Origin of the sequence: Marinicella rhabdoformis (genome assembly GCF_009671245.1) — a bacterium.
Taxonomy (GTDB): Bacteria; Pseudomonadota; Gammaproteobacteria; order Xanthomonadales; family Marinicellaceae; genus Marinicella; species Marinicella rhabdoformis.
On sequence record NZ_VTFS01000001.1, the window covers coordinates 1,106,061 to 1,131,909 of the forward strand.

Here is a 25,849-nt window from a genome sequence, read left to right on the forward strand (position 1 = left end):
CCAATGAAAAAAACTACCTTATTCATTTCAACACTCATCATATTGGGCACTTCCGTCTTGGGTGCTGCATCAGCCCAAAAGCTGTCCATTCAAGAGCGTTTAAGTAAACTGGAACAACAGTCAGGTGGCTCAGGAAATGCGGCTGACTTGGTTTATCAAATCCAACAGTTACAACAACAGTTGGCGCAAATGCAAGGCACCATTGAAGAACAGAACCACCAGATTAATCAACTTAAAGAACGCCAAAAAGTATTGTACGTTGATATGGATTCTCGCATCACACACATTGAAGAAGCGATGGGTGGCAAACCCAAAAATGAACTCACTGAAGACAGCGCCATCAATGATGACAGCAACCAGGCAACCACACAAGCTGTTACCATAGCAGCACCTGTAATCAGACCCACTGTAGATGCACAGGTCAACACACAAACACTCAACAACAGCAACGTCACCGCCACATCAGAGCCGGTAGAAACTGCTGCAAAAACACAATATTTAGCTGCATTTAATGAGCTCAAAGCCGGCCGATCAAACGAATCGTCACGTTTGTTTGAAGACTTTATTCAAGCCCATCCAAACACCGATTTAACTGACAATGCTTACTATTGGTTAGGTGAATCTTATTATGTTTCACGAAACTACCCTTTGGCTTTGGCCGCTTTTCAAAATTTAGAACAGAAGTTTCCACTCAGCAGCAAACTGGCCGATGCATTACTTAAAATTGGCTACACTTACCATGAGTTGGAAGACTATGCCCAAGCACAAACGGCACTTGAAAAAGTCGTTGATTCATTTCCTAATCAACCTGTGGCCAGAATGGCGGAGAAACGTCTGAACTTGCTGCGACGAGAAGGAAAACTGAATTGAACGAATCGCGTGACAAACAGTTAAAAATCCATGAAATCTTTCACTCTTTACAGGGTGAAAGTAACTCATCAGGCTGGCGTACCGTTTTTGTCAGATTAACCGGCTGTCCCCTGCGTTGCACCTGGTGTGATACTGAATATGCTTTCCATGGTGGCCATTGGATGGACTATGATACCATCATTGAAGAAATCAAAAAGCACGGTACCGATTATGTGTGTATCACAGGTGGAGAACCACTGTCACAAAAACGCGTACATGGCTTGATGGATAGGTTGGTCGAAGGTGGATTCAATGTCAGCATCGAAACTGCTGGCGCTTTGCCTGTGCGTGACATCAATCCAGCAGTCACCAAAGTGGTTGACATGAAAGCACCCGGCTCTGGAGAAGATAGCAAAAATGATTACAATAATTTGGACCATTTGAGCCCCAAAGACCAGGTTAAATTTGTGATTGCCGATGACACCGATTACCAGTGGTCAAAAAACTTGATCGATAAACACCAATTAACCCAAAAATGCACGGTATTGATGTCGCCAGTGGCTGACCACATGCCAGAAACTGAACTGGCTGATTGGATCATCAGAGATCAGCTTGATGTGCGTTTCCAAATACAACTTCACAAACTGTTATGGGGCAACAAGCCCGGTACTTAATATGAACACCCCTACTCAAACAAACACAACCAAAAAAGCAGTTGTCTTGCTCTCTGGCGGTTTAGATTCGTCCACCTGCTTGGCCTATGCCAAAGACCAAGGATATGATTGTTATACTTTGGCCATCGACTATGGACAAAGACACCATGCTGAAATACAAGCCTCAGAAAATGTGGCAACCGCCTTAGGCGTTAAAAGACACCAAGTCATGCCTATAGACTTAACTCAAATCGGTGGTTCTGCATTAACCGATGACAGCATGGCTGTGCCCGATTTTGGCGAAGAAGACAGCGAAGTCCCGAGCACTTATGTGCCTGCCAGAAACACCATATTCCTATCAATTGCATTGGCATATGCTGAAGTGGTTGGTGCTGATGCCATGTTCATAGGCGTTACAGCGGTCGATTATTCTGGCTATCCCGATTGTCGCCCTGAATACATCAATGCCTTTGAAACCATGGCCAATTTGGCAACAAAAGCAGGTATTGAAGGTAACAAACTACACATTGAAACACCCTTGATTGATTTATCCAAAGCCGAAATCATTAAACTGGGGCATGGACTCGGATTTGATTATGGCATGACTGTCAGTTGCTACCAAGCAGATGAAGAAGGCAGGGCTTGTGGTCATTGTGACTCATGCCATTACCGCAAACAAGGTTTTGAACAAGCCGGCATTGCCGACCCAACACGCTATGCTTGAAGTGGTTGGACTTTACTGCTACCCAATAAAATCTTGTGGCCGAGTCACCCTTACAAAATGTGACATCACACCCATGGGGTTGGTGGGTGACAGACAGTGGATGCTGGTCGATGACCAAGGCGTGTTCCTCAGCCAAAGAACACTGCCCATCATGGGATTAATTGACATATCGCTGAATCAATCCAATCACCACCTGACCCTCAATGCACCTGACATGCCAACACTCACTGTCACTCCTGAACAAACTACAGGCTACATGAGTGTGATTGTATGGAAAGATCATGTGAAAGCAGAAGTGGCTGAGACACACATCAATGACTGGTTCAGTGAATACTTAAACCAACCGTGTCGTCTGGTTCGGTTTGGCCAGACCAGCCAAAGACTGGTTGATCCTGAATTTACAAATGGCAACAAACAAGTGGCCTTTGCTGACGGCTTTCCGTTATTGGTCACCCACATGTCTACACTAGAGCAACTCAATCAACAGCTACAGGCACAAAACCATCCTCACGTAACCATGCAACGTTTCAGACCCAATATAGTGGTAAAAAGTGACTTAAAACCACAGGATGAATACCGATGGGACAGTATATATAACCAGCAATTCAAAATAGATTTGGTCAAACCATGTAGCCGCTGTCTGGTCACCAATTTAGACCCAAAAACAGCAAGCAAAACAGGTAACACTGTACTCAGCACCTTGGCTCAAAGACACCGTCTGAATAACAAAGCCATCTTTGGCATCAACGGCATCAGTAACCAGTCGGGCGCCATCACACTGGGTGATCAATTAGAGATACATTACCAAAACACCACTGAAGACCAATTGACAAGCAAATAGAACCACCCCCATTACCATCAAACGTCCACCGCTTTGCCGAATGTTTTGCCATTGGATTTGCGCACCAATCGCCACCAGTGCCATGCACATCAAAACATCTGAAATCTGATCTAACACATCCAGTGCCCCTTGCGGTAATTCAAACCACAAACTGCATAAAGCGCACAACATAAAACCCCATATGAAAACTGGAATCAAAGCCAACCAAGGCAAATTTTGTTTGAGTGCCTCATTGTGATTTTTGTCGTGCCGATGTTGCCACCAAGCCAACAAAAACAAAACCGGTAACAACATCAAAATTCGCACCATTTTTACCCAAACAGCGGTTTGTGCTACGTCATCATTAACTGAAAAACCTGCAGCCACCACATGTGGCATTGACTGTAAGGTGTTACCAATCAACTGGCCCGCTGAAAAATCATCTGCTGGAAAATATTGAGCAATCAAAAAAGGTGTAACCAATATCCCTAATAACCCCAATAAATTGACCACAGTAACGACCATTGCGGTGTCTGCACGGTTGGATTGAATGATAGATTGTGTCGCCATCACAGCAGCAGAACCACAAATGCCATTTCCTGTCGCCATCAAAAGGCGTTGCGAATGACTCAGCCGAAAAACTTTTGACAGCATCATAGCAATGACAAATGTGAACAACAAACCCAGAATCACCAAAATCAAAACCTGCCATCCTGAAGAAAACAGCGCTTGCCATGGCATTTGGAAACCCATTAATGCAATCGCCAATCCCAGCCCCTGACGTTCACCCCATGCAAAACCCGCCTCCCACAAGGGGCGATGCTTTGTCATTCGACCAACAGAGACACCAAAAGCAATACCAAAAAGCAAAGCCAATAATGCCCCGGAAATTCCCCATTGTGCACTGCAAAATTGCGCCAATAGGGCCAGCATCAGGGCCAAGACTAATCCGGGTATTTGTTTATAGCGGTGAATCATTTGGGCATTGTACCTGATACAATGTATCCCACTCGATGAATTTATGGCATCAGACCAATGGTTCATCCTTCCAAATACAAAGGTCAACGATGCCAAACAGTAACAAAACCCTAGCCAAAGCCATCATGATGATGCTGATATCCGCCTTTGCTTTCAGCTTGATGACTGTGTTGATACGCTGGTCCGCACAAGCATTACATCCTTTCCAAATTGCCTTTTTCAGGAACTTATTTGGACTCGTTTTTATGCTGCCATGGATCATCCAATATGGCATAAAAATATTTCAAACCGATAAACTGAGCATTTTTATCATTCGTGCCATTTTAGGTTTAATGTCTATGTTCAGTTACTTTTGGGCACTGACTGTTTTACCCCTTTCAAAAGCCGTATCACTCAGTTTTACTGTGCCGATATTTGTGACCCTAGGCGCTGCCCTGTTCCTCAAAGAAAAAGTAAACATCAGGCGGTGGTTGGCCATCATTTTCGGCTTTATCGGCACCTTGGTTATTTTAAGACCTAATTTGTATCAGGACATTTCTGGAGAAATGTTTGCATCACTGGTGGTGGTCTTGTCTTCAATCACCATGGCAGCCTCAGTACTGATCATCAAAAGCCTTTCCAAAACGGAAGCCCCACACACCATTGTTTTGTTCATGGTACTCCTGATGACACCCTTGTCATTGCCCGTTGCGATTCCTGTTTGGCAATGGCCTGATTGGCCGATTTGGCTGGCGGTGATTGCCGTTGGCTTTATGGGCAGCTTAGCCCATGTGATTTTCACGCATGCCATCAAGATGGCTGATGTCTCTATTGTGGTGCCTTTTGACTTTGCCAGACTACCTTTTGTCATCGTATTGGCTTGGTTTATGTTTGACCAAAGTGTTGATTACCTGACTGTACTTGGCGCCAGCATGGTCTTTGCATCAGGTGCTTATATTGCACACAGAGAGGCACAACTTAACAAGAAACGTGCCACAGCAGATAAAATCACCGGTTAAAAAGCTTCTTAAAAAAATTTAAACCAATCGTTGGGTTTAATTGCACAACAATACAAATAAAAAGGACACGCTGTCGGCATGTCCTTCTTAAATGTTAAAAGTTCAATTACAAATCACCACAGTCCGTGCCTTTCAAGAAGGTCAAAGCCATTAAATTGAGCTCACCGGTTCCAAATCCACTGACACTCAAGTCATAATCACCCGTCGCTTGATCACATGCTGCCCAGGACAAATTCATAGAGCCCATATCTTGACTTCTGCCCTGTCCATCAAGAAAGTCCGCCCCGTCAAAAGAGACCAACTGCTCAATAGCTACACTTTGGTTCGTTACATTACCTGTCCCTGTCAAGAACATTTGATTGCCGTTGTTGTCATAAGTAAACCAAGACACTTGTGCTTTTTGTACACCAAGTTCTTCAAACAGGAACAAACTGAACCCTTCACCAGATCGGCCAGGATTGTACCAAGAACCTGATACTCGACTGGGTAACGCTTTGTTTATAGAGTCACATTCATTACCCGGGGTTTCTGTCACTTTATTGATACTGGCTTCACCTGTACCAATACCAGTAAAGTCATAATTAAATACCGCATTTTTGCATGCACTGAAACTGACCATAGCCGTTCCCAATACATGTGTCATCACTTGACTGCTGTCAAAACTTCCACCAAAGGTTGCGCCACTGGTTGAGAAAACTTGATCAAACATCATGGTATCCCCTTGATATGAACCCACAGCAGTCACCCAAAGCATGTCACTTTGATGGTTGAACTGACCATACATGACCACACGATCATCAGGCAGCACCTCAAAACTGAGCTGTTGAGCAGTGGTTCCAACTGCATAAACACCAGACGACTTACTGTTAACAGCATAACTTCCACCACCTGAACCACCACCGGCTCTTGAGTAATGAGCCAACTCTGTTTCAGCGCCACCCAATGTCCCGCCACTGGTGTCATTGATGATTAAATCAGTTGCGTTAAAAATCAAATTTCCACCATGTTGATCATTGAGGCCGTTACTGAATGCACCGGTAATCTTTTGGGTTTCCATATATTGACCGTTGCCATCTTTTTTAAATACATAGGCACCACCAATGCTAGGGTCAGTGCTTGTTGCACTGGTGGCTCCTACCACCATTTCGTCACCAAACAAACGCAATGCAATACCAAATTGATCATTGAACCTGGCATCACTGGCTTGAATAAATTGGGCTTCTTGCCATTGACCACCAGATTGCTCAAAAATAGAAACGGAACCAGAACCACCTGCTTGAACTGCACCTACAGCCAATGTATCGCCAAGAATCTCGATTTGATTTCCTAAGTTTGAGTTTCTTGTATCTGTAATGGTTTGAACCAAACCCCAAGATCCACTGCCTTTTTCATAAACATAGACTTGACCTGGCGCAGTCAGGGTTTGTTCGCCCCAGGCACCTACCACGATTTGATCATTGCCATAATCAAAATCTTGACCATATAAATGAAAATTTTCTTCCAGTTTTTGGGTTTGGGCAAACCCTGATCCTGAATTTTCAAACACATAAACACCTGTGCTGGTAATAAAAGAAAATCCAAAAATGCTGTCATATTCATTGGCATGAGATAAAAGCACATCACCTTCTAATACCAACTGCATTCCCATACCTTTACCATTTCCCAGGTCATCTGCTTGTAACACTTCATCAAGCACCCAATTGCCATTATCAAAGTGTGTCATGAACACAGCTGAATCTGCATCAACACCAGCACCGGGCTGTCCCATTCCTCTTCTTGCACCTGCAGGCATACCAATGGCCAAGCGGCCTTCATCATATGCCAAGCTGAATCCAAATCCGTCACCTTCGGTACAACTTCCTTGTAAACTTTCTGCCGTCATTCGGGAAATTTCTTCAAACTTACCGGATACTTTCATATATGTGATGACTTCACCACAACCACTTGGCTGAGCACCTGAAAGTGCGTCTTCAAAAACTTTAGGCCAACCCACAACCAGATAATCATCAAATAAGACCATGTCAGTCCCATAATCCGATGAAACTGCACCATCGGGAGCCAAATCAGAAACCAACTCCCAATCTTGAGCCATTAATGGAAAACTTACTAACAACAGTAACAACACCTTCATATTCATCCTCTTTTAAAAAACAATATATATTAATTCATTAAAATTAAAAGTACCATATTGTCATATTACAAACGCCATGTTTTTTTAAAATAATAACCATTTTCAAAGACACACCACAGCTGTCATCAGTCTTCTACAAATCTCTGTCACTTTTAAGGTAAAATATGCCGCTATTTAATAATCTTGATGGAGATACCGTGTTAAAAGTCGCATTTAATGAGTTTTTAGGTAACAGCCCTAAATGGTTTAAAATGACCATTCTTGGGTTTTTAGTTGCCTGTTATCCCTTAAACTTAGTTCTAGGGCCCACAATAATGGGCTGGGCATTCATTGCCATGTTCATCATGACCTTGGCTTTGGCTTTAAAATGTTACCCACTGCAATCTGGTGGTTTATTGGCCCTTGCCATATTGGCCTTAGGCCTGACCACACCAGAAACCGTCTGGCATGAAATAAACCAAAACTTGGGTGTCATCATGTTGTTGGTATTCATGGTGAGTTTCATCTACTTCATGCAGCCTTTGTTGATTTTCCTTTTTGGTAAAATATTAATGAAAGTGCGCAACAAAGTGGTCTTGTCTTTGATGTTCTCTGTTGCTGCTGCTGTCTTGTCAGCTTTCTTGGATGCCTTGACTGTTATGGCGGTGTTGATCACCGTATTCGGTGCCTTGTATGGTGTGTATGAGAAAGTGCATTCAACCATGAACATCGATTATGATGACAATGACATCAAAGACCGTCAGCAATTGGGTGGTGACACTTTGGCTGAGTTTCGTTCATTCATTCGTTCATTGATCATGCACGGTGCTGTAGGTACGGCTTTGGGTGGCGTATGTACACAAGTAGGCGAGCCACAAAACTTGTTGATCAGTGAAAAGATGGGCTGGGATTTCGTGACTTTTGCATCGCAAATGGCACATGTCACCGTTCCTGTTTTCTTTGCAGGATTGGCTACCTTAATCGTTTTGGAATTGACCGGAAAATTTGGCTTTGGCGCTAAATTAGATGATGGCGTTCGTGCCATTTTAGAAAATTATTTGAAAGAACAAGACGAAAAGCGCACCGCCAAAGACAACTATTCATTAGTGGTTCAAGGCATTTGTGGTATTTTGCTGATCGTTGGTTTGTATTTACACTTTATGGAAGTGGGACTGGTTGGTCTTTCACTGTTAGTCGTCATCACCGCACTAACTGGAGTAACTGAAGAGCATCGAATTGGTCATGCTTTTGAAGAATCACTGCCATTCGTCTCATTGCTTTGTATTTTCTTTGTTGTGGTTGGCATGATTCATGACTTACATTTGTTCACGCCTGTGATTGAACAGGTTTTAGCAATGGATTTAAACCTACAGCCTCAAGCCTTCTTCTTAGCCAATGGCGTCTTATCTGCGATTTCTGATAATGTGTTCGTAGCAACGGTATACATCAATGAAGTGCAACTGGCGTTTGAACAAGGTCGCATTTCACGTGAACATTTTGAAACATTGGCTGTGGCCATCAACACAGGTACTAACTTACCTTCTGTAGCCACACCTAATGGTCAAGCGGCCTTCTTATTCTTATTGACCTCTGCATTGGCACCCGCTATTAAATTAGGGTACATGCGCATGGTTTGGATGGCTTTGCCATACACCATTGTTTTGACAATTGTTGGCTTTATATTCCAATAAAGGTCGACCAAAGGTTTAAATATAAGGCAGTCATTTATGACTGCCTTTTTTTGTGCTAAAGTTTCTCTTTTCTATCATCAAAAAGAGAGTCATGAACCAATCTATCAAAGCCTTGTTGGCATTGGGTGCTTTTGTTGGCACCAGTTGGTATATCGCCGATCAATCAACACCCACATCGGTAAAAAAAACAGCCAATATTTATAAAGAAACCAAAGAGTCAAAACGCTATGACCAACCGGGTAAGGCCGCTGCATGGCTAGCCGCTCGGATGAAAACCGACAAAGGCACCAATCCCGCATTGGAAAACATCCGCATCAAGCAACAACTCACTCAACAGCTCAAATCTAAAAAAGCATCGGCCGACATGCTGCCCTTGGCTTTCGAAGAAATTGGTCCTGGTATCTTTGGTGGTCGCATTCGCGCTTTTGCCATTCACCCAGAACAAGAAGGTGTGTTATTGGCAGGCGGCGTTTCAGGCGGCATGTGGAAGTCAACAGACGACGGAAAATCCTGGCAAGCCAAAACCGACTTCCTACCTAACATCATGATCGGTAGCATGACCACAGACCCTGATAACCCCAACCGTGTGTTCGTAGGCACTGGTGAAGGTTTCTTTAATTTCGATTCTGCTCAAGGTGCCGGCATCTATGTCTCAGAAGACTTCGGTGAAACTTGGTCGGTATTAAGTGACACATTGAATGATAATTTTTATTACGTCAATCGCTTAGCCAGGGTTCCTGATTCTGATGTATTACTGGCTGCCACTAACAAAGGTATCTTTCGATCTGAGAACTTAGGACAAACTTGGTCAGAAGCCAGTGGTCACACAGCAGCAGGCAGGGGTTTTGTCGATTTGAAAACAAACCCCACTGATGGCAATCACATTCTGGCCGTGCATTATGGCAATCCCAATGATTCTTTAAAACTCACCATCAACAGCCCGGCTAATATTGCTGGTAACTTCAATGCGGTACCAGCATCATTTGGTCCAGAGTTTTCATCAGCAGGTATCAATAACCAAGTTATTTTAACAGATGATAACAGTGGTTTTACTGACGATGGCTGTCAATCAATCAGTAATAATATTTCTGGAAAAATTGCACTGATACAGCGCGGTACTTGTGATTTTACAGAAAAAGTCAAAAATGCCCAGATTGCCGGTGCTTTGGCTGTTTTGGTTTTTCAAAACAATTTAGATGACCCATTCAGCATGGGTGGTGAAGATGACACCATAACCATTCCTTCTGCAATGATCACTAAAGAAGTCGGTGACAACATTAAAGTCTCTAATACCACAGTAAATGCCAGCATTAAACCTGAATTATCAGACCCCTTGGGGCGTTTTGTAATGGAATCAACCAACGGCGGTAACAGTTGGCAAATCTCAGATAACAACGGTTTACCAGCATTCAACTTAGGTCGCATGGAACTCAACTTTGGTTCTGATGGTGTCATTTATGTGGCTGCTTCAAATGCAGATGATGCCACGTTGGGACTTTGGCGCTCACCAGGCAAAGGTCAGTTGTTCACCAAAACCAATTCAAACACCAATTTTATCGAAAGACAAGGTTGGTATGATCTGGCGATTGGAGTCAACCCCAGTAACTCGAGCCATGTCATCATGGGTGCTGTTGACCAATATGTCACACATGACGGTGGTAATACCATCGGTATCAATACTTATTGGTCTCCTAATTTAGGCCAGTCTCCCCAGTATGTTCATGCCGACCACCATGGTTATTTCTTTAGCCCACACAATGCCGAGCATATTTATGTCGTCAGTGACGGTGGCGTATCAAAATCTGAAAATGGCGGTGAGACGTATACCAGCCTCAATAATGGCCTGAATATTTCACAGTCTTACGGAATCGCTGTGAGTCCATCCGGAGACAAAGTAACTTCTGGTACTCAAGACAATGGCTCTCAAATGTATTATGGCAACAGCAGTGATTGGTTCGAGTGGCAAGGTGGCGATGGTGGCTACAGTGCTTGGGATCAGCAGGAAGGCAGGTATGTTTATGGCTCTTATGTTGAAGGACAAATGTATGGATCAGATAACCAAGGAATGTCAGCTCAAGCCATGGTATTACCTGATACAGACGGTGCATCCTTTATCCAACCTTTTGTTTTAGATGACAACAACGGCAACCGCATGATGGTCGGTACTGACAATGTTTTTTACACCAGCAACGCCCGTTCTTTACAAAACGCCACATGGACGGATGTCAGTGATAACCTTGACGGCTCTTCAGTTTCAGCATTGGCCTTCAACCCCAATAACAGCAGCCAAGCTTTTGTCGGTACCTCTAGAGGCAACATATACCGCATCGATGGCTTGGGCTCTTCTAACACCGTCACCCAAATAACACCGGCTGTTGTAGCCGGCGTTTCGTTCAAGAAATCTCAAATAACGGACATTAAAGTTTCACCAAGTAACCGAGTTTACGCCACCTTAGGAGATTACAGACACCACAGGGTAATGTCTTCAGATGGTACCAACAACACCTGGGAATCTGAATCGGCAAACTTACCTGACATGCCTTTGTACCAAATCGCCTTTGACCCCACTGATGCATCACGCATGTTCTTGGGCAGTGAATTGGGACTCTGGGTTTCTACCAATAACGGTTGGGAAAAGTATGATTATGGTGTGGCCTTCACTCGAGTCATTGATTTGGTGTGGCACGGTGAAGACACCTTGTTCGTTGGCACCCATGGTAGAGGTACTTTCAAAGCACACCGCAGCCCAGTCAATATGTCCCTAAATAAATTTGTTGCCAACAATTCAAGCTGTGATGACGATGCCTTCTTAGATGGCGGAGAATCCGGTACAGTGCTTGTAGAAATCAGCAACAACTCAAACATCGATTTAACAGGCGTTCTGGCTTCTTGGAACAACCCTGTGGGTTTGACCTTTTCATCATCAAACATGAACTTAGGCACATTGTCTGCCAACAGCAGCAGCATGTTACCCATACAATTGAACATGGACTCCAGCAACAGCTGTTTGTCTGATGTTGATTTAGATCTCACAGTGGCTTACCAGGGTGGCTCACAAACCCAAACCATCACTTTAGTCACTGGTGCAAATCAAGCCCTTCCAAGCAACAGTTTCAAAGACAATGCCGAAGGCAATGCGCGAATGACTGCGGCTCTTGACCTGGGTAACTCTAACTGGCTGCATGTTAGAAACGAATCTTTTGAAGGTGAAAAGAGTTGGTTCACCACCAACGAAGGCAACTATTCTGATAAGTCATTGACCTCACCTTGGTTAACCTTAACCACAGGTGGCAATGAACTGAGTTTTGCCCTGCGTTACGACATGGAAGGCGATGCCTCTCAGTTATGGGATGGCGCGGTTCTTGAGTTTCGCACTGAAAATGGCAGGTGGCACGATATAGGTAACATGAGCTCTGTACCTTATGATGGCTTGTTGTATACCAATACCAGTATTCAAGCACGCTCGGCATGGTCGGGTACACAACTGTCTTGGCGTGAAGGTGCTGTTGACTTGGGTGAAACTTATGCCGGTCAAAAAGTACAGTTTCGCTTCCGCGTGGTATCGGATGGCAACACGTCTCATGCTGGCTTCTGGGTAGATGACATTCAATTATCTAACGCATACACTCCAGGTACCGTTTCTTGTGATACTTGTATTAGCGATGACAGCAATCCCAGACCCAACAAAGGCATGTGGTTTGACCCAAGCCGAAATGGACACGGCTTTGTGATTGAAAACATTGACTACAAAAACACCTATTACACGCTTTTCTATACGTTTGAAAATGACGGCACCAACGAATGGTATAACTCTGTATCTGTGTTGAGTAATGGGGTATTGAATGAAAACTATGAGGCGGGCACATTAGATCGACCTTTATGGGATGCGAATACCAGTACTTTCAGGCCCGATCCAACATTAACTGATGGCCGTCTGAGCATTAACTTCAATGCCGACCAAGCTGCCGCACATCCAGCCTGTCAGGATGGTTTTGCTGGTCGTGTTTTGTCACAATCGGCTTTGGCCACTTGGAAAATCAATAACACCGAAGCCACTTGGTGTATTCAACCTATAGTTGCAGAACAAAGCAAGCCTGCGAATGATTTTGGCGGCACTTGGTGGGGTGGTTTAGATGAATCAGGCTGGGGGTTTTCAATAGCTCAAGCCAATGACTTGGTCACCGGTATCATTTATTATTATGATGCTGCGGGCAACCCAAGGTGGTCAATTGGCAGTGCAGTTGGATTTGAACCAGGTCAAGAACTGTCCATCCCAATGGCAGAAATCACTGGTTTTGGACGAATGGCAGCACCAGTAGACTTTGCCGCAGAAATAAATGGTCAACTTGACTTAACCCTGAAACACACCAGTCGTGATTGGAAAATAGATGGTCAAGCCGATTTGGTTCTGGACTTTTTGGGAACCGGTGGCGGCAGCTGGGACAGAAGTGAATTACCCATAGCTATCTACACTGCACCGCATTAATTTTATATATAAGTAAAAAAAAGCCTGTGATAAGTAATCACAGGCTTTTTTATTCACTTCAATTAACTAAATAGTATCTTTATTTTGTTAATACTCTAATCTAGATGCAAAGATTACATCATCAGCTATATCAAATGGTATATAACCTATTCTGACCAAACATGGATCCGCACTGGGTGTGGCACCAAGTGTAAACCGTGCAACTTGATACTCAGAAGCTGTCGTAACCAACCATGTAAAAGCACCTGAAGAACTTGCACCATTTACAGCTGGAGCTGATACATTAACAGAACTTCCAATACCATTTTGTGCATCATAATTCTGAAGTACAAAGCTAGAACCACCGTCGCCATTGTCCCTATAAAAGAGACCCACAGAAACAATCGTTGAGCCGATTGGAATATTTGAATTTATACTCTCATCCATCCACATGGTAGAATTGCCGCTGTTTGAAATACAACCTGCACCCGCATATGTGTATGTATTACTGCTATAAAGCGGTTGTGCACTTGATGCTCCATAAGTAGCAAACTTAATGGCCCCACCGGTGGTAGCCAGTCCACGATTTTCCTTAAGAGACACTTCGTGAGAATCAACCGCCCATTCTGAATCAGAATTTGCACTGATGTATGGACTCACCAATAAAAGTGATGCTCCTATAAATTTAATAATTTTCATCATATTTCTCCTTTTATTGATACATTAGTTAGAAGAAACAACAAATCTAACTCCACAAGGTTCAACCTGTGTACTGTCTTTCAAGCCATACCTTAAAATAAGCGCCCCATCTGTGTTGTTTACAACATAATTCATTGATGCACCCACAGATGCAAAACCAGTATCTGTATTAGATGTTCTCGTTTCTAGCGTAGAAAAGTTGCCATCGCCATTCATTATCATTAAATTTGCGGCAACTGTGTCTCCTGCATCTGCATCGTTATAGTAGAAGCGCATGAATGTAATGGTGTGCCCATCTGGAATGTTGATGTTTTGATCAAACCAAGCAGTGCCAACATTACCTGACGCATTCATACAACCCGCGCCACCATAGTTATAGGTATAACCACTTCTGTATGGAGTCGCGCCAGAAGCACCTGTAAAGACCCAATAGGTGGTTCCACCTGCTTTCATGTCCTCAACGGCTTTCAGTTCTTCCGGGCTTAATTTGACATCCCATTTATCTTTGACGCCTGTACTGGATGCATTCCAATCTTCCGATGGCTCATATTGTTGCGCAAAACCCACGCTGGTAGATACCAATGATACTAATGCAATTGATTTCAATAAATTATTTTTCATTTTTCACCTCGATTATTTTTAATATTTAAAACAGTTGATTTGTAACATTTTGTCAACTGACGAATCTATTGTACTTTTTAAAATCATTTATGCACAAGCAATACCGTGACTTTCATCACATTCTGTAATTCTAATTGACTTTTTTTTAAATTTTCACAAAAATTTGCATGTGATTGATGTTGGTTTCATGCCAAAAACTAAAAAAACAGAATGATTTCAGGATATCAATGGAATGAAAATTATCACTTCATCAAGGGCGGCTATGCATCTGACCTTAAACACCGTCATACCATGTGCCTTAGTAGAATTTACAGCTTGTTTGTCACGCCAATTGATGATCGACCAGATTCAAGTAAGCTCTAAAAGATGAGGCTCAACTACTAAAATTAAAACAGTGTACTCAATGCACTTACTTTTGACACACACCCACTGATGCCAAATACGCAGTCAGGTTTTTATCAGGTTCATCTTCAAAGCATTGATCACTGCCTGTCACTGCTTTGATTCTGTCAATGCGAAAGTTTCGAAAATCATTTCGCTTTTCACACCAACCCGTCAATAACCACACCGGATTAAAAAACAACAAAGCCAATGGTCGTATAGTGCGGGTGGTTTCTTGTTGTTTTTCGTCTTGGTATACCATGTTGATTTTGCGTTGGTCACGAATGAATTCTCGTAATTCTGAAAAATTAACAGTCCATGGCGTCTTTGGTCGATTGGGCACAGCATAAGTGGTGATTTGTTTCAACTCACCTTGTAGCTCAGCAGGTAACACGGCGGCAATTTTTTCAAGTGCACTGTTGGCTTTTTCAGCGAACCGGTCGTCAGTCCACAGGCGCACCATGCTGATGCCTAAACCAATGGCTTCCAATTCGTCAGCATCAAAAGTGACTGGTGGAAGGTAATATTTCTTATCAATGGTATAACCGACACCGGCCTCTCCTCGAATCGGCGCACCGGTATCCATCAAACATTCAATGTCTCGATACACAGTTCTTTTACATATGCCAAATGATTCCGCTATCTGTTGCGCAGTCACTGCTTGGCGCCTTTGCCTCAAAAAGTGTGTGATTTTAATCAACCTGTCCGCACGTCTCATCGCTTGAAAATAAATACCCTAAAGAATCTATACAGTTTAACAAAATACTGCTGACACCATGCTGTCAGCAGCCCTTTGTTAAAGTGGATTTTTTAACAACAACTTGCTTACAGGAGAATTTAATATGCTTGGCTACGTCACATTAGGAACCAACAATTTACCACGCGCCACCGCTTACTATGATGCTTTGTTTGAAACCATAGGCGTGGGTCGTTCTATGGAAGAGGAGAACTACTTTGTCGCCTGGTCACCGGGTCAATTGTCACCCGGCATTGCGGCCACCATACCTTTCGATAAAAAACCTGCAACCGTCGGAAATGGCATAATGGTGGCATTGATTATGGAAACACCTGAACAGGTTGATGCACTTTACCACAAAGCATTGGAACTTGGGGGCAGCGACGAAGGCCAACCTGGCTTCAGACCAGAAGGTGCCGACAAGGGCTTTTATGCCGGCTACTTCCGTGATTTAGATGGTAATAAACTGAATGCCTTTTGTATGGTGGAATAATCAACTTAGCAATGCTGAACCTGATTTGTCAGGTTCAGTGTTGTCAGCCTTTGTTTACTCTTGAACTTACTTACCCACAGTCAGTTCCACCACTTCTTTTTTGGCTGACATCCTGACCCCAAGCAAAACGTGGCTTTCACTGACATCTGTTAAATAGTCAACTTCTTCTCGAACCTGGCCCAACACAGTAAATAACCGGGTATTGAGGTCATATGACCACAACTGGTGCTGGCTGTTGATGGCGTAAATAACATGACCTTTAATAACAAAACTGTTCGCCCTGTCTCCTTGATGGTCTAGATCCAGAATCTTTTCTGGTTCTACAGCACCAGGCTGCCAAAATCGATCTAATTTGTCCTTATATATCAAGCGACCGTCAGCAGTTTTTGCTGCCCATTTTATTGCTGTGTCAGCTATGCTTTTACTTGTTGAGTGGTTCAAATCATATTCAAGATATTGGCTCACGCCCTTATCAAACACCTCTAGCAAAGCCGTATTGTTCTCACTGTCCCATTGAAACAGTTGCCACACAGCATAGGGCATGGGGAATATTGTACGTTTGCCATCTAAGTCAATTTTGTTTAGCACCCCATTGGCATTGACCAGTAAACTTTGGCCATCAGCCGCCCAGTCTATACCACGAATAAAACTGTCGGTTGGAAAGTCTGTCAGCATGGTTAATGTATTGCCATCACTGATCCACAGTTGTTGTTCACCTGACCGTTCAGACCAAAACGCCATCAATGATCCACCAGGCTGAAAAATCGCATAATCTTCTCCCAACGTGGAACGTTCGAAAGATTCATAAGTTTCTGATGGTGGGTTCTGATTTTGTAGTTCATTCAATGGCAACTTAACGATGTCACTGTCATACGGCCCTTTGATTAACAGCAAGCGGTCACCGTCAGGATGAAATACCGGTTGTATCATTCTGTCATCAAAAGGCAAGTTGATTTTGGTCACTTCACCTTGGTAGGAAAGGGTGAACATTTGCCTGCCAGTGCTGAAAATCAACTGGTCATTCATGGGATCGAAGTTGGGTCGAATGCGGCGATGCTCTAAAACCTCGGGTGGTCGTTTTATGGTGTGGCTTGATAACAGCTTACCATCAAGGTCTAGCATTTCAATGTATTGTTGATTGTCACTGTGGATGCGGGTCACTGCGAATAAATGCTTTTGTGGCGAGAAGGCAAAATCGATTAAGCCACCTTCAGTTGGATTATATAAGTCTGTACTGAGGTTATCACTGATCGAGTATTTGATTAACTTCCATCGTTCAGATTGCTTTTGAAACATGACAATATGGTCATCGCTGATCCATTTGGGCTTGACCACTTTTGACTGCTTGCATTGCAGTATGATATTGGGTTGTTGCGGACTGTGTAAAGCCTGCTCAAAATCTAAAGTTACCAAATCATAACAATCCTTTTGGGTCACGGGTGCATCACAGGCTTGGGTCGCAAAAAACACCAGCTTTTTACCATCCGGTGAGAAATCATGACTGCCATAAGAACCCCAATCCTTTGTCAGTTGAATTTCCTGTTGACTGTCTATGTGCTTGGCCCAAATCCTGTCTTTACACAAAGTGCCTAAATAGCGATGGAAAACAATGTATTGACCGTCCGGCGAATAAGTCGGATCAAATTCCTTGTCATCCGTGGCCGTCAGCAAATGCAATGCATCAAAAGTGAGGCCAGCTGATGGTTGAGGCTTTTGGTATGAGAACCCCCACAATCCAAATACCAATATCGCAACGACAACAAATACCGTCCTAACAGCCGAAGCCTTCGTGCTTTTTTCCCCTGTTTTTAAACCTTCTTGGTTTGGCAGTTCGTTTTTATTGTGACTGTTTGAAGTATGGTCTTGCCATTTGACCTCACACTCCAAACTGTATCCTTGTTTGGCGTGGGTTTTGATGAAAGATTGCCCTTTACCATCATCTCCAAGTGCTTTTCTTAATTGGGCGATGCTTCTTTGTAAGGTATTGGGAGACACCACAGTATCAGGCCAAACTTGAGACAACAAGCGGTCCTGACTCACTACTTGACCATGACTTTCAGCAAGACAGGTTAAAACCGCCAACGCTTTAGGTGCAAGTGTCTGAACTTTTGTGTTTTGGGTGATTTGATTTCTCGATAAATCCACATAAAAATCACCAAGCCAATACTGTTTTGCCATAAAAAAATAACCTGTTTGATGTCATCAATTGTAACTAAATTAAACAGTTTTCATTTAAAAAAAGTTAAATCAGCAAAAAATCAGCCAGAATTCATTATGCCGTCAGGTGTTTAAACGCAGCGTTCCGTAAGATCAGTACTTTAATCAACGGACATTAATCTTATGAAGAATAAAACACTGCTCACCTTATTGTTATTACTAACAGTTTTTACCGCCTCCGCCGACAAAGGCAAAACGTATGACATACCAGGAACCCAAGTCATTCCGATCAGGGATTCGGTTAAAGGGTATCAATATGAACTGTATATCAAATTGCCTGGTGACTATGAAAATGATGAAAAGACCAGCTATCCAGTGATTTATTTCACCGATGCGGTATGGCACATCGAAGGCTTATCAGCCGCCACTGCTTATCTCATGGAAAACAGTATTTTGGTCGGCATCTCATGGCAGAAAGACATCGATGAAGATTTAATCAAAGATGTTGGCAAACATGTCAGCAGAAACAGAGATTATACTGCCCGCAAATCAGATAAACCCGAACGCCAAGCCAAATTCAAATTTGGACAAGCCAGTCAGCATTTGAATTTCATCCGCAATGACGTCATCGCTTACATCGAAAAAAACTACCGTACCGATTCTGCTCAACGCAGCTATTTTGGATATTCACTTGGTGGAGAATTCGGTATTTACGCACTGCTGACCCAACCAGATACTTTCAACAATTACATCCTCGGCAGCCCCTCACTTCGTGAAGCCGGTGTTACATACTTTTCAACATTAGCCTCGCAGAATGCAGCAAAACTCGAAAACTTAAATGCCCAAGTGTTCATTTCCTACGGTACATTGGAACAAAAAGCGGCCGTGCACATTGAATCGTTTATTGCTTTATTAAAAAACATAAAATCTACTGGCTTGTCATTAAACCACCCTGTCATTGAAGGCAATCACCAAACTGCGTTCCCCTTGACCGTGGTACGCGCCGTTACTTGGTTAAACAACAGCATAAATTCTGGAGAACAACTATGAGAACAACTGTGAAAGTCAAATCACTATTGATGTCCTTGACGCTCACCTTTTCTATCAACACCCACGCCAATGTAGAAAGGGACTATCCCGTCATGAAAGGCCCACTGATGGGACAAAAACCACCCGGCATGGTGGCAGAGCCTTTTGCACCAGGTATCATTTCTCAGTCTGGCTGGGATATTGAAGGTGTATTCGCCCCAGGTATGAAAGAATTTTATTTCACCACGCGCAGCGGCGAAGGACAGCCCATTACCGTTACAGGGTTTCGTCAGCAAGATGGTATTTGGAAAAAGTACTTACAATTCAAAAGAAAAGGTGAAGTCAGCTTCTCACCAGATGGACAACGCATGCACTTGGCTGAAGGCTATAAAGACCGTGTCGCTGACGGTTGGTCAGATCGCAAAAGCTTGGGCCCTGTTTTTGATCGAGCAGATTGGGGCATCATGCGCCTTACTGCCTCGGCCAAAGGCACTTATGTCTTTGATGACTATAAAAGTAAAGACGTCATACGAATTTCAACAGTTGAAAATGGTCAACGCCAAGCACCCCAACTGATGGGCCCTGAGATAAACAGTGGAGAATGGACCGCACACCCTTTTATTGCACCGGATGAAAGTTACCTGATTTGGGACAGTGAACGTGAAGGTGGTTTCGGGGACTCTGACCTCTACATCAGTTTCAAGCAAAATGATGGCTCATGGGGCCCTGCCATCAACATGGGTGAACAAGTAAACTCCGCCGGTTGGGATGCCTATGCGACGGTTACTTCTGATGGAAAATACATCTTGTTCAACCGAACTGTAGCAGAAGGTAATACCGGTATTTATTGGGTCGATGCCAAGGTTATTGAAACACTCAGGCAGCAAAATCAAATTGAAACAAAGCATTAAAACCATGCATCAATTTTAAAAACGTACTTTAACTGTGCAATCAAATCACCAGTTAAATCTTATCGATATTGACTAGGCGGTATTGGCTTGGCGTTTTATCCGTGTATTGTTTGAATGCCCTGTTGAATGGCCCTAATGAGTTATAGCCACAATCAAAAGCGATGGTGGCAATGTTCAGGTGGCTATTCTCAGGGTTTTTCAGCATGTTAAGCGCACGGTCTATGCGATACTTATTAACCATGTGATTGAAATTTCGGTAATTCAGGGTGTTGGTAATACAACGTGTCACTTTGTATTCTTGCTCATCAATATAATCAGCCAAGTTAGAAACTTTCAGATTGGGTTGAGTGAGCAAGGCTTCACTTTCAATCGCTCGAATGACTTTATCAGCGATTAAATTGGCATCACTAACTGAGCTTAATTCATCAGCTGATTTTGCTAAAGCATGTGTTTCTATCAATTGAGAACGCGAAGATTGAGAAAGCAAAGTACGCAATCGATACGCCACAGCCAAGCGACTGCCAATCATCCCGGTCAAAGCACAAAACGTCATCAGACCATTGTTCCATTCAGATGCAAACGTTTCAGCTTTTGCACCCATTACCCACAGCACAGCGACAGCAACAATAAAACTGAAGACACTCAAAAAAGCAATTCTGAAGCGACGCTCTGGTTTTGAACGAATTTTACTGAAACCATTGAGGGTTTCATTCCAAACATAAACGATTGCGGCTATGCAGACCAAAGATGTCAAATTATTGAACACCCTAGAGAATTCATTCATCGCGCCGTTACTGCTTGCTTGTGTCATAAGTGCTTCAACGGCCTCTACTGCAATAACCACCGGGACAATCCAAACTATTTTCGAATACAAGACCATACTGTCGCGGAAAAGCGCTCGACTCAATAACCAAAACCAAACACAACCCCCTGAGCCCAACACCATCAAAATTCCAAAAGTAAACCCGCTTGATACTGACAAATATCTGGCCAAAGTACCGCATAAAATACACGTGGCCAAGCACCACCAAATCAATTTCAAATGCTCTGTTTGTTTGATTTGGCTCACTACTTTTTCAAAAGCAGCCTTCAAATACGAAGTGGATTCTTGGTCTGCAATGAGCTCTTTGTTAACGTGATTGGTTCGATTCATGTCATTTTTTAATTTTTTACATCTATTACTGGCCGATTTCCAAATCGGCGCGATTTAAACCACCGATTCCAGAAAATGAATGAACTGTCCAGCACACAGTTTCAAGTGTAATAAATAATAGCACACCCAGAATGATGCAACAGTATCGTTGGTCATGGAATGATGCCGTAGACGGGTTTTAATCAAAAAATGACACAGTGACAGTTTAACTTACAGCAAAAAATCATCATTGAGGATTTAAAAATGACGACACAAACATTATCAGGCCCTTGGTGGCTGTCTGACTCATTCGCCAAAAAAGCATTGAATGGATCAGCTAAATTTTGGTTCGCAACCGTCTTGGTAGGCCAGGCGATATTTTCATATTACATTGTTATGTTTTATTACCTAGCCACAGCAAACCAAGATATAGAGCGATTCAATGAAATCATGCCTGGAGGGTACATACAAGGCGACTTTTGGGGCAACATTGCTGTGGTGGCCCATGTGCTGTTGGCCGCCGTTATAACTGTTGGCGGGTTGATACAACTCATCCCCATCATACGCAGTAAATGGCCTGCCATACACAGGTGGAACGGTCGCCTTTATGTCATGACAGCCCTGGTCATAAGTTTAACTGGCATGTTCATGGTCATTACACGATACGACAAAATAGTCGGCACCTTGATAGGACACACAGCTGTCATGATCAACGGTTTCATCATTGTGGTGTGTGCTGTTAAGGCCTTTAAATATGCCCGCATGAGAAAATTTGCGCTACACCGCATTTGGGCGTTGCGTTTGTTCCTCGCGGCCAGTGGTGTCTGGATGTTTAGGGTCGGTATGATGGCTTGGTTGAGCATTCATGGCAAACCTGTTGGTTTTGACCCAGTCAGTTTTTCAGGACCTTTCTTGACTGCGCTTTACGTCACCGTCTATATCCTGCCCTTGTTCTTCTTGGAAATTTACCTGCGTTCACAAAGAAGTCGATCTGTGCCAAAGCAGTTTTTGACAGCCACTATGGTTATTTTAATCAGCTTCATCATCATACTCGGTGTCTTCGGTGCCGCCATGGGGATGTGGCTGCCAAGAATATAAGGCTATTCGCATTAAATGCCATAATATTCGAGCGCTTATTTGAGGTTCAACACCTCAAGATTGAATGAATTGACTTAATTAAGTGTAGGTTGGCGCAGAGCGAAGCGATGCCCAACCAAGCTGGCTTTCTCGACAGCCCTAATTACCTGTTTCATGCGGTCGTAAATTGCGATGGGTTCTGGGTTATCAAGACTTAATATAAATTGGGTACTAGTGCCTGATGTGCATTAGTGGTAGTGTTCAAATAATGGGTGTTTTTTAACACCCCACTCCGTTATAAACATCAATAAAAATCAAAAGACCACAAATTTAATTATTGTCTTTTGATTCTTATTTTTAGAAACGCCAGCTGTAAATGCCAAATAAAATTATGGCACTGCCTATATTATTTCTTGTTACTTTATCATGCAAAATATAAGTTGCATGAAAGCCTCGTTGCAAGCATCTGCTAGATGATCCAAAATTTCTTCACTCGCACCGTTCTCAATTGCTCTTTGATATACTCCCATAATTTGGTCCAAATTATGCCAAAGTCCACCACAACTTCTTTTGCTATAGGTGGAATAAGAGTTGAGATTATAGATTGGTAGTTCTATCTCACCACTAAGAGGATGTCTCTTTGTTTTAGGATAATATTTATGTTCTATATACTTTTTATCATCTATATAAGTGGTAACAACTCCATTTTCAGCATCAAAAACTGACCTGTACTTATTTTTTTTAACTAATGATGTATATTCAAATTTACCAACATCTAACCAATTTACCTCTGTACCCTCAGTATGTAACTGACCCACCTCTGCAATACCAGCAAATACATTACAACTTAAAACTGTTAAGCATATAAATATAATTTGTTTTTTCATTTCAACACTCCCTTTTTTATTTTCTCATACATGACATTAAACTATTCATCGCAAGTATTGCTGCATTCATCAAACTACCAATAATAGGTGATTGTGGGCTAACTCCATTATCAATCAACCCTTCAATTAATATCAAAATATCGTCAAGAACCTTAAGTTGAGAGCCGCAGCCACGTTTTTCATTGTTGTTTTTGTTGAAAAATATTCTTTCTTTTCCCATTAATTGCAAATCTTTCCCAATCTTTATATTTTCAGAAGGAAAATATAAAGTACCTGTTTGATAAATATTTTCCTTGAATGTTTTTGTATAATTCAATTCTCCATAGTTATAGTCTATTTCTATCAGTAAATTTATGTTTTCACGTTCTACTTCAAAGTCAAGAATTCCAACTTTGCTATATGATACTGATCTCGAAATATAATCATCTGATAGAATTTCTTTACCTTTAAATAAGTGTTGTGGTCTTTCATATGAAAAACCTGATAAGCCAGCATCTTCATAGTATGAAGATAATGTAAGGTCTTTTACTGCGTACCCATTAAATGAACATGCTATTAATAAAAGCATTATTTTGAGCGTTAGTGAGGATTTTTTCATTTGTGTTTCGTTGTTATAAAGTTTAAGTACTTTAAACTTTAAAAAAATAAATATCAATAATTTACAATTAACATGATCAAAAAAACACTTAACAGCCAATGTGTTTGTCTACTGCGGATCTAACTATGGCTGATACATTCTTTGGCTCTACATTATTTCGTTTATTAACCAACGCCATATCTTCAAGCTTCTCAAGCACAGATTTATTTATAGTAATAGATGTTGTTACAAGTGTAGTGGTACAGTGAAATTGGCCACCAACTTAGAGGTGATATATGATATCACTTCGGACAAGAAGGTGACATATTCCAAGGCGGCTGTGCCGAAAAATTGATGAATTACGACGACAGTTTGAATGTGTATCGGTTGCAGTAAAAGCATACATCGTTTTATTGTAGGATGGGCTCTGCCCATCACATAACTGGAAAACAATAGGGTTATGATTTAGCTTTAAGGGCTGAGCCCATCCTTGTATGCTACTTATTCACAATGCTCAACCAATTTAACATCAACTCTACCATACGGGCTTATTGCTCCAAGTAATATTAAATCCTCAGTATATTGAATAAATTTCCCTCGGACGAAAACACAGTAAAACTTACCTGGAATATACTTTTCTCTTGGCAAAATTTCTAAATCAAATGCCAAGTCTAAATATATTTCACCTTTAGGAATGTGATATAAAGATATATTTAAGGATTCTGATATGTGCAGATAACCTTTTACAGATATTACATTTCCATCATACCTTTCCATAGCTTCAACGACGTCACTAACAAGGTAGTTACCTCTATGGTTAGCACAAGCTGTTATAAAAACAGCAATAGCATATATAACTAAAATTCTTTTCATAATTTATTACCTGTTGTTTTTTTAGTTATAGACTTGTGAACAGGCCTATCCATATTTAATTATTCTAAAATAACTCCATGATCTAAATATGCATAATCACCTATTACTGAATAGCACTCTGAGTTTCTATAGAATCTTTCATGAATACCCAAAGAAATTGGATTACCAATCTTCTCACCAAGATATTCGTTTCTTAAATTTAATAAACTTTGAATTTTATTTCCAAGAGAACAAAAGGCGAATCCTTTATCTTTTAAGGAAAATACCAGTTCGGATTCAACAAGGAAATATCCATCATGTTTTTTTGTCAAAAGCAACAACCATTTAAAGTCATAATCTGCTGTCAACCCATCATACTTTCTTCCAACAAATGGTTGTTCATAATAATGATTACAATTTAAAACTTTTATAATTGGGCCATTGATTTCCAACTCCCCTTTAATTTTTTTTATTACTTCAAATTGTGAATTTAACTCAAAATCAGTCATGTTACATATCCTCGTATCAGAGTCATCTGTAACCATATGTTCAGCTAAAACTATTTTATAATCTACTTTGTGTTGAAGTTCCAATTTATCTACAGATTTGTGGTCTTGTGTATATTTCGACTGATTTTTTGAACATGACTGAGTTAAACCCAACAAAAAAATTAAACATAAAGTAATGGTTAAATCATTTCTGTTCATTATCTTTTCCTATTCATCAGGTGACGGTACTAAATTAGTTAGCAGATTACTTAGCACACTTCGACTTAATTGCCATACCTATGTTAGATTTTTTGTTAGTTTAATGCCTGTCCTTGATCTCCCTAATGCCAACGTTGGGTACTGAGGTGCTACTCTTTCAAGAATTTGATAGGTCGATCTTCAAGAAGTTTTTTATCTTTTGACTCCTTAACAACACTTATTTCTGCTGTAAATGCTGTGGTGACAAACACATACAGCATTGTCATTGACATCATAACTTTTATCATTTATTTTTTTCTTTT

Annotated in this window: 22 protein-coding genes; 11 read left to right on the forward strand and 11 right to left on the reverse strand. The window is 41.9% G+C overall.

Features of this window, described 5'->3' with window-relative positions; genetic code table 11:
• Nucleotides 1-3: 3 nt before the first annotated feature.
• Genes ybgF through FET73_RS04880 form a run of 4 tightly spaced genes read left to right on the forward strand, consistent with a single transcriptional unit; the run spans nucleotide 4 to nucleotide 3,067 of the window.
• Entirely contained in the window at nucleotides 4-870 is an 867-nt protein-coding gene (gene ybgF, locus FET73_RS04865; RefSeq protein ID WP_154222778.1) for a tol-pal system protein YbgF, read from the forward strand.
• On the forward strand, nucleotides 867-1,523 hold the full coding sequence (queE, locus tag FET73_RS04870) for a 7-carboxy-7-deazaguanine synthase QueE (protein ID WP_154222779.1): 657 nt from the start codon (nucleotides 867-869) through the stop codon (nucleotides 1,521-1,523). The genes ybgF and queE overlap by 4 nt, the downstream gene beginning before the upstream one ends.
• Nucleotide 1,524: 1 nt before the next feature.
• Entirely contained in the window at nucleotides 1,525-2,226 is a 702-nt protein-coding gene (queC, locus tag FET73_RS04875) for a 7-cyano-7-deazaguanine synthase QueC (protein ID WP_154222780.1), read from the forward strand.
• The gene (locus FET73_RS04880; RefSeq protein WP_154222781.1) at nucleotides 2,129-3,067 is read left to right on the forward strand and encodes an MOSC domain-containing protein; all 939 of its coding nucleotides are present in this window, start codon (nucleotides 2,129-2,131) and stop codon (nucleotides 3,065-3,067) included. Before queC ends, FET73_RS04880 begins: the two co-directional genes overlap by 98 nt.
• On the opposite strand, the gene FET73_RS04885 is transcribed toward FET73_RS04880, so the two are convergent.
• A complete protein-coding gene (locus FET73_RS04885; RefSeq protein ID WP_154222782.1) occupies nucleotides 3,017-4,090 on the reverse strand; it encodes a YeiH family protein in 1,074 nt (357 codons plus the stop codon). The two genes, FET73_RS04880 and FET73_RS04885, sit on opposite strands and share 51 nt — an antisense overlap.
• Nucleotides 4,091-4,113: 23 nt before the next feature.
• Here FET73_RS04885 and FET73_RS04890 point away from each other — a divergent pair, with 23 nt between their 5' ends.
• Entirely contained in the window at nucleotides 4,114-5,022 is a 909-nt protein-coding gene (locus tag FET73_RS04890) for a DMT family transporter (protein ID WP_179952110.1), read from the forward strand.
• Nucleotides 5,023-5,128: 106 nt separating this feature from the next.
• On the opposite strand, the gene FET73_RS04895 is transcribed toward FET73_RS04890, so the two are convergent.
• A complete protein-coding gene (locus tag FET73_RS04895; protein WP_179952111.1) occupies nucleotides 5,129-7,153 on the reverse strand; it encodes an FG-GAP repeat protein in 2,025 nt (674 codons plus the stop codon).
• A 164-nt stretch (nucleotides 7,154-7,317) separates the two neighbouring features.
• Between FET73_RS04895 and nhaB the strand changes: the two genes are divergently transcribed.
• Together nhaB and FET73_RS04905 are read left to right on the forward strand one after the other, a co-directional pair.
• Nucleotides 7,318-8,823: a sodium/proton antiporter NhaB gene (gene nhaB, locus FET73_RS04900; protein ID WP_154222785.1), complete on the forward strand. Its 1,506-nt coding sequence runs from the start codon at nucleotides 7,318-7,320 to the stop codon at nucleotides 8,821-8,823.
• Between the two features lie 91 nt (nucleotides 8,824-8,914).
• Nucleotides 8,915-13,309, forward strand: a complete 4,395-nt coding sequence (locus FET73_RS04905) for a PA domain-containing protein (protein WP_154222786.1) — start codon at nucleotides 8,915-8,917, stop codon at nucleotides 13,307-13,309.
• An 87-nt stretch (nucleotides 13,310-13,396) separates the two neighbouring features.
• On the opposite strand, the gene FET73_RS04910 is transcribed toward FET73_RS04905, so the two are convergent.
• From FET73_RS04910 to FET73_RS04920, 3 genes are all read right to left on the reverse strand, one after another.
• Complete coding sequence (locus tag FET73_RS04910; RefSeq protein WP_154222787.1) at nucleotides 13,397-13,987, reverse strand: hypothetical protein; 591 nt, start codon at nucleotides 13,985-13,987, stop codon at nucleotides 13,397-13,399.
• 24 nt (nucleotides 13,988-14,011) lie between these two features.
• A complete protein-coding gene (locus FET73_RS04915; RefSeq protein ID WP_154222788.1) occupies nucleotides 14,012-14,608 on the reverse strand; it encodes a hypothetical protein in 597 nt (198 codons plus the stop codon).
• 409 nt (nucleotides 14,609-15,017) lie between these two features.
• On the reverse strand, nucleotides 15,018-15,707 hold the full coding sequence (locus tag FET73_RS04920) for a helix-turn-helix transcriptional regulator (protein WP_154222789.1): 690 nt from the start codon (nucleotides 15,705-15,707) through the stop codon (nucleotides 15,018-15,020).
• 124 nt (nucleotides 15,708-15,831) lie between these two features.
• On the opposite strand from FET73_RS04920, the gene FET73_RS04925 reads away from it, so the two are divergent.
• A complete protein-coding gene (locus tag FET73_RS04925; RefSeq protein ID WP_154222790.1) occupies nucleotides 15,832-16,218 on the forward strand; it encodes a VOC family protein in 387 nt (128 codons plus the stop codon).
• Between the two features lie 66 nt (nucleotides 16,219-16,284).
• Here the strand turns inward: FET73_RS04925 and FET73_RS04930 are convergent, their stop codons facing one another.
• Nucleotides 16,285-18,396 (reverse strand): winged helix-turn-helix domain-containing protein, encoded by a 2,112-nt coding sequence (locus FET73_RS04930; RefSeq protein ID WP_154222791.1) that lies wholly within the window; start codon nucleotides 18,394-18,396, stop codon nucleotides 16,285-16,287.
• A 162-nt stretch (nucleotides 18,397-18,558) separates the two neighbouring features.
• On the opposite strand from FET73_RS04930, the gene FET73_RS04935 reads away from it, so the two are divergent.
• Together FET73_RS04935 and FET73_RS04940 are read left to right on the forward strand one after the other, a co-directional pair.
• Entirely contained in the window at nucleotides 18,559-19,425 is an 867-nt protein-coding gene (locus FET73_RS04935) for an alpha/beta hydrolase (RefSeq protein WP_154222792.1), read from the forward strand.
• Nucleotides 19,422-20,315, forward strand: coding sequence for a TolB-like translocation protein (locus FET73_RS04940; protein ID WP_154222793.1), 894 nt, complete (start codon nucleotides 19,422-19,424; stop codon nucleotides 20,313-20,315). The genes FET73_RS04935 and FET73_RS04940 overlap by 4 nt, the downstream gene beginning before the upstream one ends.
• 52 nt (nucleotides 20,316-20,367) lie before the next feature.
• On the opposite strand, the gene FET73_RS04945 is transcribed toward FET73_RS04940, so the two are convergent.
• Nucleotides 20,368-21,468 (reverse strand): helix-turn-helix domain-containing protein, encoded by a 1,101-nt coding sequence (locus tag FET73_RS04945; RefSeq protein WP_154222794.1) that lies wholly within the window; start codon nucleotides 21,466-21,468, stop codon nucleotides 20,368-20,370.
• 243 nt (nucleotides 21,469-21,711) lie between these two features.
• On the opposite strand from FET73_RS04945, the gene FET73_RS04950 reads away from it, so the two are divergent.
• Nucleotides 21,712-22,545: a DUF2306 domain-containing protein gene (locus tag FET73_RS04950; protein WP_154222795.1), complete on the forward strand. Its 834-nt coding sequence runs from the start codon at nucleotides 21,712-21,714 to the stop codon at nucleotides 22,543-22,545.
• Between the two features lie 395 nt (nucleotides 22,546-22,940).
• Here the strand turns inward: FET73_RS04950 and FET73_RS04955 are convergent, their stop codons facing one another.
• From FET73_RS04955 to FET73_RS04970, 4 genes are all read right to left on the reverse strand, one after another.
• Complete coding sequence (locus FET73_RS04955; RefSeq protein ID WP_154222796.1) at nucleotides 22,941-23,411, reverse strand: hypothetical protein; 471 nt, start codon at nucleotides 23,409-23,411, stop codon at nucleotides 22,941-22,943.
• 16 nt (nucleotides 23,412-23,427) lie between these two features.
• Nucleotides 23,428-24,009, reverse strand: a complete 582-nt coding sequence (locus FET73_RS04960; RefSeq protein ID WP_154222797.1) for a hypothetical protein — start codon at nucleotides 24,007-24,009, stop codon at nucleotides 23,428-23,430.
• Nucleotides 24,010-24,489: 480 nt separating this feature from the next.
• Nucleotides 24,490-24,861, reverse strand: coding sequence for a hypothetical protein (locus tag FET73_RS04965; RefSeq protein ID WP_154222798.1), 372 nt, complete (start codon nucleotides 24,859-24,861; stop codon nucleotides 24,490-24,492).
• A 59-nt stretch (nucleotides 24,862-24,920) separates the two neighbouring features.
• Nucleotides 24,921-25,547 (reverse strand): hypothetical protein, encoded by a 627-nt coding sequence (locus FET73_RS04970; protein ID WP_154222799.1) that lies wholly within the window; start codon nucleotides 25,545-25,547, stop codon nucleotides 24,921-24,923.
• Nucleotides 25,548-25,849 lie beyond the last annotated feature (302 nt).

Excerpts from the sequence above, each read along its gene's own strand:
- ybgF (WP_154222778.1), top strand. The coding sequence starts at position 4 with ATGAAAAAAACTACCTTATTCATTTCAACACTCATCATATTGGGCACT.
- queC (WP_154222780.1), top strand. The coding sequence starts at position 1,525 with ATGAACACCCCTACTCAAACAAACACAACCAAAAAAGCAGTTGTCTTG.
- FET73_RS04880 (WP_154222781.1), top strand. The coding sequence starts at position 2,129 with ATGAAGAAGGCAGGGCTTGTGGTCATTGTGACTCATGCCATTACCGCA.
- FET73_RS04885 (WP_154222782.1), bottom strand. The coding sequence starts at position 4,090 with ATGAACCATTGGTCTGATGCCATAAATTCATCGAGTGGGATACATTGT.
- FET73_RS04890 (WP_179952110.1), top strand. The coding sequence starts at position 4,114 with ATGCCAAACAGTAACAAAACCCTAGCCAAAGCCATCATGATGATGCTG.
- FET73_RS04895 (WP_179952111.1), bottom strand. The coding sequence starts at position 7,153 with ATGAAGGTGTTGTTACTGTTGTTAGTAAGTTTTCCATTAATGGCTCAA.
- nhaB (WP_154222785.1), top strand. The coding sequence starts at position 7,318 with ATGCCGCTATTTAATAATCTTGATGGAGATACCGTGTTAAAAGTCGCA.
- FET73_RS04905 (WP_154222786.1), top strand. The coding sequence starts at position 8,915 with ATGAACCAATCTATCAAAGCCTTGTTGGCATTGGGTGCTTTTGTTGGC.
- FET73_RS04910 (WP_154222787.1), bottom strand. The coding sequence starts at position 13,987 with ATGAAAATTATTAAATTTATAGGAGCATCACTTTTATTGGTGAGTCCA.
- FET73_RS04915 (WP_154222788.1), bottom strand. The coding sequence starts at position 14,608 with ATGAAAAATAATTTATTGAAATCAATTGCATTAGTATCATTGGTATCT.
- FET73_RS04920 (WP_154222789.1), bottom strand. The coding sequence starts at position 15,707 with ATGAGACGTGCGGACAGGTTGATTAAAATCACACACTTTTTGAGGCAA.
- FET73_RS04925 (WP_154222790.1), top strand. The coding sequence starts at position 15,832 with ATGCTTGGCTACGTCACATTAGGAACCAACAATTTACCACGCGCCACC.
- FET73_RS04930 (WP_154222791.1), bottom strand. The coding sequence starts at position 18,396 with ATGGCAAAACAGTATTGGCTTGGTGATTTTTATGTGGATTTATCGAGA.
- FET73_RS04935 (WP_154222792.1), top strand. The coding sequence starts at position 18,559 with ATGAAGAATAAAACACTGCTCACCTTATTGTTATTACTAACAGTTTTT.
- FET73_RS04940 (WP_154222793.1), top strand. The coding sequence starts at position 19,422 with ATGAGAACAACTGTGAAAGTCAAATCACTATTGATGTCCTTGACGCTC.
- FET73_RS04945 (WP_154222794.1), bottom strand. The coding sequence starts at position 21,468 with ATGAATCGAACCAATCACGTTAACAAAGAGCTCATTGCAGACCAAGAA.
- FET73_RS04950 (WP_154222795.1), top strand. The coding sequence starts at position 21,712 with ATGACGACACAAACATTATCAGGCCCTTGGTGGCTGTCTGACTCATTC.
- FET73_RS04955 (WP_154222796.1), bottom strand. The coding sequence starts at position 23,411 with ATGAAAAAACAAATTATATTTATATGCTTAACAGTTTTAAGTTGTAAT.
- FET73_RS04960 (WP_154222797.1), bottom strand. The coding sequence starts at position 24,009 with ATGAAAAAATCCTCACTAACGCTCAAAATAATGCTTTTATTAATAGCA.
- FET73_RS04965 (WP_154222798.1), bottom strand. The coding sequence starts at position 24,861 with ATGAAAAGAATTTTAGTTATATATGCTATTGCTGTTTTTATAACAGCT.
- FET73_RS04970 (WP_154222799.1), bottom strand. The coding sequence starts at position 25,547 with ATGAACAGAAATGATTTAACCATTACTTTATGTTTAATTTTTTTGTTG.